At 63.6% G+C, this 13,993-nt stretch carries 13 protein-coding genes; 9 read left to right on the top strand and 4 right to left on the bottom strand.

The window, feature by feature from the left end:
* Positions 1-60 precede the first annotated feature (60 nt).
* From J6497_RS35020 to J6497_RS35005, 4 genes are all read left to right on the top strand, one after another.
* Entirely contained in the window at positions 61-1,194 is a 1,134-nt protein-coding gene (locus J6497_RS35020) for a glycosyltransferase (protein ID WP_225708793.1), read from the top strand.
* A 7-nt stretch (positions 1,195-1,201) separates the two neighbouring features.
* On the top strand, positions 1,202-2,704 hold the full coding sequence (locus tag J6497_RS35015; RefSeq protein ID WP_225708764.1) for a glycosyltransferase family 39 protein: 1,503 nt from the start codon (positions 1,202-1,204) through the stop codon (positions 2,702-2,704).
* 200 nt (positions 2,705-2,904) lie between these two features.
* Positions 2,905-3,600, top strand: coding sequence for a DUF899 family protein (locus tag J6497_RS35010; RefSeq protein ID WP_225708763.1), 696 nt, complete (start codon positions 2,905-2,907; stop codon positions 3,598-3,600).
* Between the two features lie 455 nt (positions 3,601-4,055).
* The gene (locus J6497_RS35005) at positions 4,056-5,219 is read left to right on the top strand and encodes a DUF2778 domain-containing protein (RefSeq protein WP_225708762.1); all 1,164 of its coding nucleotides are present in this window, start codon (positions 4,056-4,058) and stop codon (positions 5,217-5,219) included.
* A gap of 80 nt (positions 5,220-5,299) precedes the next feature.
* On the opposite strand, the gene J6497_RS35000 is transcribed toward J6497_RS35005, so the two are convergent.
* Complete coding sequence (locus J6497_RS35000) at positions 5,300-5,599, bottom strand: GIY-YIG nuclease family protein (protein WP_225708761.1); 300 nt, start codon at positions 5,597-5,599, stop codon at positions 5,300-5,302.
* 612 nt (positions 5,600-6,211) lie between these two features.
* On the opposite strand from J6497_RS35000, the gene J6497_RS34995 reads away from it, so the two are divergent.
* The 3 genes from J6497_RS34995 to J6497_RS34985 are packed head-to-tail and all read left to right on the top strand — an operon-like array spanning position 6,212 to position 9,111.
* A complete protein-coding gene (locus J6497_RS34995) occupies positions 6,212-7,936 on the top strand; it encodes a pyrroloquinoline quinone-dependent dehydrogenase (RefSeq protein WP_376708320.1) in 1,725 nt (574 codons plus the stop codon).
* A gap of 27 nt (positions 7,937-7,963) precedes the next feature.
* Positions 7,964-8,341 (top strand): c-type cytochrome, encoded by a 378-nt coding sequence (locus J6497_RS34990; RefSeq protein ID WP_225708760.1) that lies wholly within the window; start codon positions 7,964-7,966, stop codon positions 8,339-8,341.
* A complete protein-coding gene (locus J6497_RS34985) occupies positions 8,338-9,111 on the top strand; it encodes a substrate-binding periplasmic protein (RefSeq protein WP_225708759.1) in 774 nt (257 codons plus the stop codon). Before J6497_RS34990 ends, J6497_RS34985 begins: the two co-directional genes overlap by 4 nt.
* A gap of 274 nt (positions 9,112-9,385) precedes the next feature.
* Here the strand turns inward: J6497_RS34985 and groL are convergent, their stop codons facing one another.
* The gene (gene groL / locus J6497_RS34980) at positions 9,386-11,026 is read right to left on the bottom strand and encodes a chaperonin GroEL (protein WP_225708758.1); all 1,641 of its coding nucleotides are present in this window, start codon (positions 11,024-11,026) and stop codon (positions 9,386-9,388) included.
* Positions 11,027-11,067: 41 nt separating this feature from the next.
* A complete protein-coding gene (locus J6497_RS34975) occupies positions 11,068-11,382 on the bottom strand; it encodes a co-chaperone GroES (protein WP_225708757.1) in 315 nt (104 codons plus the stop codon).
* A 384-nt stretch (positions 11,383-11,766) separates the two neighbouring features.
* On the opposite strand from J6497_RS34975, the gene J6497_RS34970 reads away from it, so the two are divergent.
* Both J6497_RS34970 and J6497_RS34965 read left to right on the top strand, forming a co-directional pair.
* Entirely contained in the window at positions 11,767-12,057 is a 291-nt protein-coding gene (locus tag J6497_RS34970; protein WP_225708756.1) for an usg protein, read from the top strand.
* Between the two features lie 91 nt (positions 12,058-12,148).
* On the top strand, positions 12,149-12,679 hold the full coding sequence (locus J6497_RS34965) for a cupin domain-containing protein (protein ID WP_225708755.1): 531 nt from the start codon (positions 12,149-12,151) through the stop codon (positions 12,677-12,679).
* A gap of 145 nt (positions 12,680-12,824) precedes the next feature.
* Here the strand turns inward: J6497_RS34965 and J6497_RS34960 are convergent.
* The coding region (locus J6497_RS34960; protein WP_225708754.1) for a NupC/NupG family nucleoside CNT transporter at positions 12,825-13,993 on the bottom strand (1,169 nt) is incomplete at its 5' end.

Raw genomic sequence — 13,993 nt, 5'->3', positions numbered from 1 at the left:
ATTTCAAGCGGCGTTTAGGGCTTCCCGCGGCTTGGCAGCGCGGATATACGCTTGGCCGCCATGAATGACGCCATCAAACCGGGCCCCGAAATCCCGTCGCAGGCCGTTGGTTTGCCACTCCTTTCGGTTGTCGTCCCCACCTTCAACGAGCGCGACAACGTTACCGTCCTGTACCGGCGACTGGAGACGACGCTCGCCGGCATCCCCTGGGAGGTCGTCTTCGTCGACGACAATTCCCCGGATGGAACCTGGGAGGTGGTGCGCGACCTGGCGCGGCAGGATTCCCGGGTGCGCTGCATCCGCAGGGTTGGACGGCGCGGGCTCTCGGGTGCCTGCATCGAGGGGATCCTCGCCTCCAGCGCGCCCTATGCGGCGGTGATGGACGCAGACCTGCAGCATGACGAGACGCGACTGCCGAAGATGGTCGAGCTATTGCGGAGCGGGCAGGCCGATCTCGTGGTCGGCAGCCGCTATATCGAGGGCTACCGGACCGAAGGGTTCAACAAGCAGCGCGCCGGCGCCAGCGCCTTCGCCACCGAGATCGCGCGCCGCCTGCTGCGGATCGATATCGCCGATCCCATGAGCGGCTTCTTCGCGATCCGCCGCGACTGCTTCGAGGAGCTGGCGCCAGACCTTTCGACGCAAGGATTCAAGATCCTGCTCGACGTCGTCGCCACCGCACAAGGCAAGCTGCGCGCGATGGAGATTCCCTACACCTTTGGCTCGCGCCAGCATGGCGAGAGCAAGCTCGATTCCATGGTGGCGCTGGATTTCCTCGGGCTGGTGCTGGCGAAGTTGACACATGATGTCATCTCGCTCCGCTTCGTGCTGTTCGGCCTGGTCGGCTCGCTCGGCCTGCTCGTGCATCTCGCCGCGTTGTTTATCGCGCTCGAAGTCCTCGGCGCGCCGTTTCCCGAGGCGCAGGCGACCGGCGCGATCGTCGCGATGACCAGCAACTTCATCCTGAACAATTTCCTGACCTATCGCGACCAGCGGCTGACGGGCTTTGCGATCCTGCGGGGCCTGTTGCTGTTCTACGTCGTCTGCAGCGTCGGGCTGTTCGCCAATGTCGGCGTCGCCTTCTCGGTCTACGACCAGGAGCCGATCTGGTGGCTCGCCGGTGCAGCCGGCGCGCTGATGGGCGTGGTCTGGAACTACGCGATGTCCGGACTGTTCGTCTGGCGCAAGCGATGATCGCGGCATGAATCCGAACGAGGCGAGTCTCGTCCGCACGACCGTCGTAACCGTCGTCGGGCTCGTCCTGCTGCGGCTTCTCGCCGCCGCCTTTACGCCGATCACCTTCGACGAAGCCTATTACTGGATGTGGTCGAAGCATCTGGCCGGCGGCTATTACGACCATCCGCCGATGGTTGCGCTGGTGATCCGCGCCGGCACGCTGATCGCCGGAGATACCGAACTCGGCGTGCGGCTGGTCTCGATCCTGCTCGCGCTGCCGATGAGCTGGGCGGTCTACCGCGCGGCGGAAATCCTGTTCGGCGGAACGCGTGTGGCGGCGAACGCGGCGATCCTGCTCAACGCCACCTTGCTGGCCGCGGTCGGCACCATGATCGTGACGCCGGATGCGCCGCTTCTGGTCTCCGCGAGCCTATTGCTGTTCGCGCTCGCCAAGGTACTCGAGACCGGGCAGGGCGCATGGTGGCTTGCGGTCGGCGCCGCCGCAGGTGCTGCACTTCTGTCGAAATACACCGCGCTGTTCTTCGGTCCGGCGATCCTGATCTGGCTCGCCGCGGTGCCGAAGCTGCGGCGCTGGTTGTTGTCGCCCTGGCTCTATCTCGGCGGCCTGGTTGCGCTGTTGATGTTCGCGCCGGTCATCCTCTGGAATGCCGACCACCACTGGGTCTCCTTCATCAAGCAGATGGGGCGGGCGCGCATCGAGGATTTCAGACTGGCCTTCATCGGTGAACTGATCCCGACCCAGATCGCGTTCGCGACACCCCTGATCTTCATCCTCGGCGCGATGGGGCTGCATGCGCTGGCGTTCCGCCGCACCGGCGCCTTTGCCTCGCGCCTGCTCGTCAACCTCTTGTTCTGGATCATTGTCGTCTATTTCGTCTGGCACTCGCTGCATGCGCGCGTCGAGGCCAACTGGTTCGCACCGGTCTATCCGTCCTTCATGATCGCGGCTGCTGTGGCCGCCACGATGGTGCCGTGGGAGGGACGCTGGCAACGGCTTGCTGATTTCTGCCGCCGCTGGGCGGCGCCGACCGGGATCGTGATGTTCGTGCTGCTGATCGTGCAGGCCAATACCGGCGTGCTCTCGCTCTATCGCCGCGATGCGACCGTGCGCAGCGTCGGCGTCGGCTGGCGCGAGACGGCGGCGGAGATCGAAGCGGCGCGCGCGCGTGTCGGCGCGACCTGCGTGCTCGCACCGGACTACGGCACCACGGGCTGGCTCGCCTTCTATCTGCCTAAAGGCACCTGCGTCGCGCAGCGGGGCCAGCGCTACCGCTGGGTCAACATATCAGAGCCGAGCGCGGCGGAGCTTGCCGGAAAGCTGCTCTATGTCCATGAATTCAGGCCGACGGATCCGCCGTTCTTGAGGGAGATGTTCTCCCATGTGGAGAGGATCGCCGAGGTGCAGCGCAAGCGTGGCCCACTCGTGATCGAGACCTACGCGCTCGATCTCCTGCAGGGTCCGAAAGGTGACGTCTTCGACCGCTCGCCACCGCCGGAACTGCAGTAGCGCCTCGCCTTGTCATTGCCGGGCTTGACCCGGCAATCCATCATTTGAAGGATCTTTGAAGATTGATGGATACGCGGGTCGAGCCCGCGTATGACGACTGGTGCGGGCGGTGCGAGTACGCAAAAATTTCCGGCCAGCATGTCGTCGCCGCACCTCCAGGAACGTCTTCTAGAGAAGCCGTCAATCAGCGAGGTTCCGTCATGACCAGTTCCATCCTGAAACCAGCCGCCGAGCTTGCCGCCACCAACGCCACGCGCCACCCCAACGAGAGCGCGGAATATCGCCGGGCGCGCCAAGCCCTGCTCGTCGAGGAGATCGAGCTGCGCCGCCAGATCGAGCGCGTCGCCGAGTTGCGCCGGACTCTGCCGCCCGGTGGCGAGGTGACGAAGGCTTACGAGTTCATCGGCGAAGGCGGCAAGGTCGGGTTCCCGGAGTTGTTCGGCGACAAGCAGACGCTCGTGATCTACAGCTACATGTTCGGGCCGCAGCGTGAGAAGCCGTGCCCGATGTGCACCTCGTTCATGGGGACCTGGGAAGCCAAGCTGCCCGATGTCGAGCAGCGCATCGCGTTTGTGTTCGTGGCGCGCTCGCCGATCGAGCGTCTGGTCGCGGCGAAGAAAGCGCGCGGTTGGACGCAGCACAGGATCTTCTCGGATACGTCTGGCGACTACACACGCGATTACGTCAGCGCAGCCGATGCCGACGTGCCCGGCTACAACGTCTTCACGCGGCGTGACGGCACCATCCGCCAGTTCTGGTCTGGCGAGATGGGGCCGAAGATGGCCGACCCCCGCCAGGACCCGCGCGGCGCGCCCGACCTTGATCCGCTCTGGACCATCCTCGACACCACGCCCGAGGGCCGCGGTACGGACTGGTATCCGAAGTTGAGTTACTGAGCGGGCGTTCGGGATCAGCCGTCCTCACACGCAGGCGACTGTCGGCGACATCGCGACCAGCAGGCCGCGCAGTACCAGAACAGCGCGCTGAAGATTTTCGGCAAGCATGATGACGCACTGTCGCGGCCTATTAGGCCGACGCAGCCGCGCGCCACCCGTCGCGGCATGCCCCGTATTTATCCGGAGAGAACATCGCCCGAACGGCAGCATGTGGGCCGGCAAAAAGTCTCGCGCGAGACAAAATCCGGGATCTTCCGGTCCCATTCTGCCCGAGTGTGATCTCAAAAAAGCCTTATGCGGCAGGCACTTCCGACACCCGCAGAGGGCGGGATCCAGTTAATCCGCATTTAACTAAAAGTCGCCTTAATGGCGCTCCGCGCCTCTGCGAGATGCTGCGGCGGAAATCCCGCCATCCCAAACGAGGAAGAAGTGGACCTGTTCTGGACGCAAGGCGAATGAGTACGAGTACCGGTGCGTTTGGCTTTGCGGCGCCGTCCCGCAAGAAATCTTCCCGGAGAGTCCTCCCTCATCATTTGTTCGGCAGCGCTGCGGTCGCGAGCCTCGTGCTCGGCTGCGCCTGGACCGTCTACACCAACATCTTCGCAGCGAACGTCTATCCCTCGATGGACAGTGCTGCTTATGAGGCACCCGTGGTGAAGCGGGAGACCGCCGTCGCCGCGCGTCCGACACCCGCCTTCAACGAGGTGTTCGCGTCGCTGAAGCCGCCACCGCCGGCGTTGTCGAAGCCCGAGCCTTCGTCGGCTTCGATTATGTTTAACGAAAGGTTCGCAGCCGCCTCGCCGGGGGGCGTAGCATCACGAGCGGCCGAGGCCGCGCCGCAGGCGGAAGCTGCGAAGATCGCGGAAGCGTCGAAGCCGGTTGCTGCAGCCAAACTCGCCGAAGCGAAGGCAGGTGCTGCGCCGAAAGGGGTTGAGGTGGCGAAGAAGGAAGCCGCGGCCTCGCTCCACGTCGCGCTCAACACGCCGACCGCTCCCGTCGACACCAAGCCCGCGACAAAATCGTCCGGCGGGTCCGTCCGCGACATGGCGGCGCGCGCCAAGGCGGCGGTGATGTCGATCGCCTCAGGCGAGAAGCAGTCGATTGTCGAAAAGCTCTGGGGCAAGCGCGAATCCTCTGGCTCGCTGCTGTCGTTCGCCTCTGCCGATGCCAACGTCACCGGCAGCATTCCCTCGACGCTGAGCCAGAACCCGATGAATGGCGGCTCGCCACCCTATGACCGCCAGACCGCGGTCTACGACATCTCCGCCAGGACGGTGTATCTGCCCGACGGCACCCGGCTTGAGGCGCATTCCGGTCTCGGCTCCAAGATCGACGACGCCCGCTATGCGCATGTGCGCATGCAGGGCGTGACGCCGCCGCACATCTACGAGCTCAAGCCGCGCGAGGCGCTGTTCCACGGCGTACCGGCGCTGCGGCTGACGCCGATCGGCGGCGAGGACAAGATCTTCGGCCGCTCCGGCCTGCTCGCGCACACCTACATGCTTGGGGCCAACGGCGACTCCAACGGCTGCGTCTCCTTCAAGAACTACTACGCGTTCCTCGATGCCTACCGCAACAAGGGCATCCGCCGGCTCGCGGTGGTGGCGAAGGTGCAGTGACGCGAGGCGCTGCCTGAGTAAGGCGTAAGCCTATCCCCGGTCATTCCGGGGCGATGCGAAGCATCGAACCCGGAATCCATTTATCCGAGAACTCGGGTCGCAATTTCTGGATAAAGGTCGATCCACTCGGGATTCTTCTCCTCGACGAGCCGAACCTTCCAGTCCCTTCGCCACTTCTTCAATTCTTTCTCGCGTGTGATGGCTGTAATCGGGTCGTCGTAGATTTCGAACCAGACCAACCTGTGGACCGCATATCGCTTGGTGAAACCGGGAACCGCCTTCGTCTTGTGCTCATGAATGCGGCGAACGATGTCATTGGTCACGCCGATGTACAGCGTATCGTATTTCTTGCTTGCGAGCAGATACACGTAATAGGCCATGCGACCGCGGCGAAATGGATTCCGGGCTCGCGCTTCGCGCGCCTCGGAATGACATCCGATGTTATTGCTGGCTTGCGAGAGAGATCAAGGTCACAACACAAAAACCCACCACGTAGCGAATAGATTCTGTCGTGCATTGAGTGCCGCCGTATTGTTGTACCTCATTGTGTGATCGCCGAGACACGTGCGTCGCATCAGCGACGAAAAATCTCGCGCGCGCTCTTGCAACTTCGAGATGTTTCATTTATTAGCGCGCTCCTTCGCTAGGCCATGGGTTCGGGCTCGTTGGCCGCCCACGGGCGGCCCATCGCAAGCAACACTGGAGACCCTCAGGCGCCGGTGCCCATCTCGCGGGAACACAGCAGACCGCGCCGGGATGCCGCGTTGAAGCTTGACAGTTCGAGAGGGAATTCTAGGCTATTTTCTATCCACCGCCGCGCTTCGACATTCTCCGCCGAAAAGGAGAGCTGTGCACGTCTCGCGACGACAAGTCGGCAACCAGACAGATCGGCAATAGCAAGAGGGAGGACGGAACCGCTCCAAGAAGCGGGCGGGATGCAATTCCGGTGACATGAACATAAACCAAAATCAAAACGAACGGGGAGGAATCCAATGGCAATGGGTATCAAGTACCTTACGAGCTGTGCTGCACTTGCGCTGGCCGTTATGGCTGTTGCGCCACCCGCATCGGCGATCGATGCTTCGCGTCTACAGGACGCCGAGCAAAATCCAAACGATTGGCTGAGCTATCACGGCGGCTATAAGTCGTATCATTACAGCGCGCTCGATCAGATCAACGCGGACAACGTCAAGAACCTTGAGGTCGCGTGGATCCATATGCCCGGGCGCTCGACGCGCGGCCTGCAGTCGATGCCGCTTGCGGCTGACGGCGTGCTGTATTACTCGGGCTCTTACAGCCGCGTCTACGCGCTTGACGGTGCGACCGGCAAGCTGATCTGGTCGTATTTCCCCGAGCTCGACGAAGAGCTGGTGTCGATGCAGACGCACTCGCCGTATAATCGCGGCATCGCGCTCGGCGATGGCAAGGTGTTCGTCGGCACCGTCGACGGGCGTCTCATTGCGCTCGATATGAAGACCGGCAAGCCGGAGTGGGACGCGCGCCTGCTCGATTCCAAGAAGCTCACTGTCGGCTTCACGGGCGCGCCACTGGTGGTGAAGGACACCGTCATCATCGGCAGCCAAGGCGGCGAGTGGACCTCGCGCGGGCCGCTGTTCGGCGTCGATATCAAGACCGGCCAGAAGAAATGGGAATTCCTCACCGTCGCCGGCACCGAGGACGCCAAGGCGACGTGGGGCAATGACTCCTGGCGCACCGGCGGAGGCGGCGCCTGGATGCCGGGCGGCTACGATCCAGAGACCAACACCATCTGGTGGGGCACGGCGAATCCGGCACCGCTCTACGACTGGGCCGGCGCGGATTGGCAAAAGAGCGGGCCGCGGCCAGGCACCAACCTCTACACCACGTCGGTCATCGCGCTCGATCCCGATACCGGAAAGCTGAAGTTCTACCACCAGGAGCTGCCGCACGACGCCTGGGACTTCGACTCGGCGGTCGGTGAATTCCTGATGATCGACCGCGACGGCCGCAAGCTCGTCGTGCATCCAAACAAGGGCGGATTCGTCTTCGTCTACGATCGCGCCAACGCGAAGGTGCAGAACGTGTGGCGACTCGCCAAGAATATCAACTTCGTGAAGGACATCGATCCGAAGACCGGTGAGTTGATCGGCCGGCGCGATCTGTCGCTCGGCAAGGCAAGCTCGCCGCTTTGCCCAGCGATCGCCGGCGGCATCAGCTGGAACTCGGGCTCCTACAGCCCGAAGACCGGCCTCTGGTACAAGATCGGACAGGAATGGTGCCAGGACATCGAAGTGGTGAAGACCACGCCGATCACCGAGCCGATGGCGCAACTCAACATCGGCGGCAACTTTAAGTTGGTCCCGCCGCCGGACGGACCGGCGCGCGGACATCTCGATGCCCGCGATCCCGTCACCGGTGACAAGAAATGGGAGGTCACCTTCAGCGAGCCGCCGCTGGCGAGCGTGCTCGCGACCGGCGGCAATCTGGTGTTCGTGCCCGACTCGCGCGGCGTGCTGCACGCCTACAATGCCGAGACCGGAGCCGAATTGTGGTCGCATTACAATGGCGTCGGCCATAATGGCGGCATCATGAGCTACACCGCCGGCGGCAAGCAGTACATCGCGGTGCCGGCCGGATGGGGCGGCATGGTGGCCGATGAATTTCCCGCGCTGTTCGGCGAACCCTACAAGAGCATGCCGAAGGACGCCGGTGCGCTCGTCGTCTTCGCGGTGAAGTGACAACAATAAGGACGGGGAGGTGGTGGGGTGCTGTTGCGCCTCACCACTGCAATCCTGATGCAAATGAAAGCAATCATGCTCGCCACCGGCATGGCGTTGTCGTTGCCGTTCCTGTGGCCCTTGGGGGTCTGCGCGCAGCAGAGCCAGGCGCCCAATCAAGATCAGTCGGCCAAGGAGAGCGACATCGAGGGCGGGACAATGTTCGCGACCTCATGCGGCTTCTGCCACCAGGACGGCGGCCGCACCGCCGGCAAGGGACCGAAGCTCGCAGGCACGACGCGGAGCGACGATTTTCTCGCGGAGCGGATCAGGAAGGGCAAACCCGGCGCCATGCCGGCTTTCGGCGGCGCCTTTTCGGAGAGCCAGATCATGGCGATCGTGGCCTACATCCGGGCGCTCGAATGACGCCCGCGATGCGCTTTCTCGTGCTCGTCAGCCTGCTGGCGTTGTGCGCCACCAATGCCGCGGCGCGCTCGCTTGAAGCGATCCGCCAGCGCGGCGCGCTCACGCTGTGCGCGCACCCCAACGCGCTGCCCTTCGCCAGCAGGCGCGGTGACGTTCCGGGCTTCCAGGCCGAAATCGCCAAGGAGCTGGCGAAACGGCTCGAGGTCTCGCTAGAACAGCACTGGGTGATCAACAGCTTCCAGTACCGCCGCGCCGACTGCGACGTCATCCTCGATGCGATCGCGGACCGCGCGGTGTTGGCAGAGGTTGGCTTACGAATGTCGCGGCCCTATCACCGCAGCGGGGTCGCGCTGGCCGTTGGACCCAACTCCACCGTGGCGGCGCTGGCGGAGTTGGGATCGGGGCAGCGGGTCGGCGTGCAGGTCGGCTCGATCGTGTCCATGATGCTCGGCAAGCGAGGGGTGAAAACTTCGCCGTTCGCGTTCGAGGACGACATCATGGAGGCCCTCGCCAAAGGCGAGATCGATGCGGCAGCGGTCACGCCCGCCACCATCGGCTGGTTCAATCAAACCCATCCCAATGCACGCGTGCGCCGCATTCCTGCCTTCGAGGACGAGCCGGACCTGAACTGGAATGTCGCGGTCGGGATGGTCAATCCGGACCAGAAGCTGCGAGAGGGGATCGACGCTGCCCTCGAGGCATTGCTGGCCGACGGCACGCTCGCCCAGATCTATGCGCGCTATGGTGTTGAACTGCAGCCGCCAAAGTGAGTTCGGCGCTATGTGCGCTATCAGGCAGATAGGTCTGAGCAAGCCGTGAAATGGATTCCGGGCTCGGCGCTGTGCGCCGCCCCGGAATGACAGGCGGAGAGGGTCTATCACTCGTCATTCCGGGGCGCGCGAAGCGCGAGCCCGGAATCCATTCATCCGCGAACTCAGGTCGTAATTTCCGGAGTGGACGAGAAAGATCAAGCATGCGGAAACAAAAACCCCGGCATTGCTGCCGGGGCTTTGCATTTCGTGGATCGCTGGAAGTGAGGACTGCTTAGAAGTCCATGCCGCCCATGCCGCCGCCCGGAGGCATCGCGGGGCCGCCGGCGTTCTTCTTCGGCAGCTCGGCGACCATCGCTTCGGTGGTGATCAGGAGCGCCGCCACGGAAGCAGCGTTCTGGATCGCGGCGCGCACGACCTTGGTCGGGTCGATGATGCCCTTCTTGACCAGATCGACGTATTCGCCGGTCTGCGAGTCGAAGCCGTAAGCGTAGGTCTTGTTCTCGAGGATCTTGCCGACGATGACCGAGCCGTCCTCGCCCGCGTTGATCGCGATCTGGCGGGCCGGAGCCGACAGCGCCTTGCGCACGATCTCGACGCCGGTCTTCTGGTCGTCGTTCTTGGTGCGGATGCCCTTGAGCTGCTCGGAGGCACGGAGCAGGGCGACGCCGCCGCCCGGGACGATGCCTTCCTCGACTGCCGCACGGGTCGCATGCATCGCGTCATCAACGCGATCCTTGCGCTCCTTGACCTCGACTTCGGTCGCGCCGCCGACGCGGATCACCGCGACGCCGCCCGCGAGCTTGGCGAGACGCTCCTGCAGCTTCTCACGGTCGTAGTCCGAGGTGGTCTCCTCGATCTGCGCCTTGATCTGCGCCACGCGCGCCTCGATGTCGGTCTTCTTGCCGGCGCCGTTGACGATCGTGGTGTTCTCCTTGTCGATGATCACCTTCTTGGCGCGGCCGAGCATCTGCAGCGTGACGTTCTCGAGCTTGATGCCGAGGTCTTCCGAGATCGCCTGGCCACCGGTCAGGATCGCGATGTCCTGCAGCATGGCCTTGCGGCGATCGCCGAAGCCCGGAGCCTTGACGGCCGCAACCTTCAGGCCACCACGCAGGCGGTTGACGACGAGGGTGGCGAGGGCTTCGCCTTCAACGTCTTCCGCGATGATGACCAGCGGCTTGCCGGTCTGCACCACGGCTTCGAGCAGCGGGAGCAGCTCGTTCAGCGAGGAGAGCTTCTTCTCGTTGATCAGGACGTAGGCGTCTTCCATCTCAACGCGCATCTTGTCGGCGTTGGTGACGAAGTAGGGCGAGATGTAGCCGCGGTCGAACTGCATGCCCTCGACGACGTCGAGCTCGGTCTCCAGCGACTTGGCTTCCTCGACCGTGATCACGCCCTCGTTGCCGACCTTCTTCATGGCGTCGGAGAGGAACTTGCCGATCTCGGCGTCGCCGTTGGCGGAGATGGTGCCAACCTGGGCGATCTCGTCGTTGGAGGTGACCTTCTTGGAGTTCTTCTGCAGGTCCGCAACCACAGCCTCGACCGCGAGGTCGATGCCGCGCTTCAGGTCCATCGGGTTCATGCCGGCGGCGACCGACTTGGCGCCTTCCTTCACGATCGCTGCCGCCAGCACGGTCGCGGTGGTGGTGCCGTCGCCGGCCGCGTCAGCGGACTTGGAGGCGACTTCGCGCACCATCTGCGCGCCCATGTTCTCGAACTTGTCCTCGAGCTCGATCTCCTTGGCGACGGTGACGCCGTCCTTGGTGATGCGGGGAGCGCCGAACGACTTGTCGAGCACGACGTTGCGGCCCTTCGGGCCGAGGGTGACCTTCACCGCATTGGCGAGGATGTCGACGCCGCGCAGCATCTTGTCGCGCGCCTCGACGGAGAATTTGACTTCTTTGGCTGCCATGTCTGTTTTTCCTTGAGGGGTTTATCCTGGGAGGGAGGGCCTTAGGCCGCCTTCTTCTTGGAAGCGGTGACGTCGAGGACGCCCATGATGTCGCTTTCCTTCATGATCAGCAGCTCCTGGCCGTCGATCTTGACCTCGGTGCCAGACCACTTGCCGAACAGGACGCGATCGCCAACCTTGAGGTCGATCGGGATCAGCTTGCCGGCCTCGTCGCGGCCGCCCGGGCCGACAGCGACGATTTCGCCCTGCGAGGGCTTTTCCTTGGCAGTGTCTGGAATGATGATGCCGCCAGCAGTCTTCTCTTCGGCGTCGATGCGCTTGACCACGACGCGGTCGTGAAGCGGACGGAAACTCATGCAGTCCTCCTAAGCTATTCTGGATACGGTAGAATTCTGAAGCGTTGGCAGTCTAGCCTGGCGAGTGCCAAGCTAACCGCGATGGAAATAGGCCAGACTTTGCTTGGGGGCAAGTGTTTGTAGCAGAAAAATTGGCACTCGAAAGCGCCGCCTGCCAGTATCGTTTATCATCATTAACTGGCCTCCGGACGAGCAGCGATGCCATATTAGCAGGTGCGCTAAGTTGCTGCTAACGCACGATTTTTCAACAATGCATTAAACATTTAGGCTTGTGATGAGTTGGTCGCATGCGTCACATTTCTCTCATGTGAGCGCATCTCCGCCGGGGTGGCTCCGGCAGGACGCCATCACGCGAATGCGCTCCTTCGCAAAGGAGGTTGGCATATGGTCTCGCGGGTTGGTGGGGTTGTTTCCGACGATTTCCGGAAGCAGATGCTGGGTTACGGGCTGACGACGGCGCAGATCCTCTATCGGATGCCGGACCACCCCTCGCTGCTGCAGACCTACGTCTGGCAGAATTACGATCTCTTCCCGAAATTCCCCGCGCTGCAGGACTTCCTCGCGTTCTGGCAGCAGAAGCTCGAGGGCCCGCTGTACTCGGTGACCGTCGCGCATTCCAAGCTGATCAAGCCGACGGAGCTGCGTGCGGTCGACGGCGTCTTCCGGTTGCACTGAGACGCCAAGGCCGATTGCCGCCGGGCGGAACGGTGGTAACGTCTCTCCCGACGCGTCCGCGTCGCGGACGCCTGCAACAGGGAGGCAGGCCATGGCCAAGCAGAAGGCGGCAAGACCCGCAGCCAAAACGGCGGTTCGGAAGAAGTGGATGGGGCACAAGACCGCCGCCAAATCCACCGCCCGCAAGGCAATCAAGTCCAGGGGCCGCGTGTCCAAGGCGGTACACAAGGCGCGGCCGAAGCAGCGCATCGCCATCAGCCATCATCGCGAGGAAGACTTCAAGGCCGACGGGCTACGAGCTTATGCGCAATACCGCGACCTCGGCATTGCCGACGCTACCCACGGCCTCGCGCAGGCGCATGTGATCCGGCTGATCGGTCCCTGCAATCCGGAAGGGGTGTCAAAACTGCATTACCACGACGTGCAGTTCCAGATGGTCTATGTGCTCAAGGGCTGGGTGAAGACCTACATGGAAGGGCAGGGCGAGACGTTGATGCGAGAGGGCAGCGCCTGGACCCAGCCGCCGAAGATCAGGCACATGATTCTCGATTATTCAGACGACGTCGAACTGCTCGAGATCATCCTTCCGGCCGAGTTCAAGACGGTGGAAGTGACGACGTAAGTCTCCGCCGAACGACAATCCACTCTTCTCGTCATGGCCGGGCTTGACCCGGCCATCCATCTTGCTTCGCAAGGAGTCTTTGCAAAGTGATGGATGCCCGGGTCAAGCCCGGGCATGACGGTGTCGCCGGGCAGGACGGAGCGGACTACGTCAACACCCCCACGATCGCGCCTATCAGGCACGTCGTCAGCGTGCCCGATACGACCGACTTCAGCCCGAGCGCGTTGATCTCCTCGCGCCGCGTCGGCGCCATCGTGTTGAGGCCGCCGATCATGATGCCGAGGCTGGCGAAATTGGCGAAGCCGCACATCGCATAGAGCATGATCAGGCGCGAGCGCGCGTCCAGCGCGTCGGTGGGAAGTTGCGACAGGTCGACATAGGCGATTAGCTCGTTCAGCACGGTCTTGGTGCCCATCAGGCTGCCGGCGGTGACGGCTTGCGACCACGGCAGGCCCATCAACCAGCACACCGGCGCCATGACGTAGCCGAGTAGCCGCTGCAGCGAAATCTTCGCGCCACCGATGTCCGGCAGCATGGCGAGGATGGAGTTGACGAGATAGACCAGCGCCACCAGGACCAGCAGCATCGCCACGATGTTGAGCAACAGTTCAAGCCCGGCCGCGGTGCCCTTGACGATGGCATCCATCGTCGAGGAGGCGTGCATCTCGGGATCGCCAGCGACTCCGGGATCGCTAGCGACTCCGGGATCGCCAAGCGATCCGCCGGTGCGCTGATCGGATGTCTCCGGCACCATGATCAGGCTCACCAGGATCGCCGCCGGCGCCCCTAACACGGAGGCGACGACGAAATGCGCCGCCGCATCCGGGATCAGCGGCGCGAGCAGGGTGGCGTAGAGCACCAGCACGGTGCCGGCGATCCCGGCCATGCCGCCCGTCATCACCAGGAACAGTTCGGCGCGCGTGAGCTGCGCCAGATAGGGCCGGATGAACAGCGGCGCTTCCACCATGCCGAGGAAGATGTTGGCGGCGGTGGAGAGCCCGACCGCGCCGCCGACACCGAGCGTCCGCTCGAGCAGCCAGGCCATGCCGCGCACGATCGGCGGCAGCACGCGCCAATAGAACAGCAGCGTGGTCAGCACGCTCATGACCAGCACGATCGGCAGCGCCTGGAAGGCGAGGATGAAGTCCGCGCCCGGTGCCTTGAGGTCGAACGGCAGCGGCGCGCCGCCGAGATAGCCGAACACGAAGGAGGTGCCGGCGCGCGAGGCGGCGGCGATGACGCCGACGGCCTCGTTGATCGCGCCGAAAGCGGATGCCACCAGCGGCACCTTGATCAGCACCAGCGCGGTGACCA

Origin of the sequence: Bradyrhizobium cenepequi, from assembly GCF_020329485.1 — a bacterium.
GTDB classification, from domain to species: Bacteria; Pseudomonadota; Alphaproteobacteria; order Rhizobiales; family Xanthobacteraceae; genus Bradyrhizobium; species Bradyrhizobium cenepequi.
Note: the sequence above shows the minus strand (reverse complement) of the source record. Positions and strands in the feature narration are given on the sequence as shown.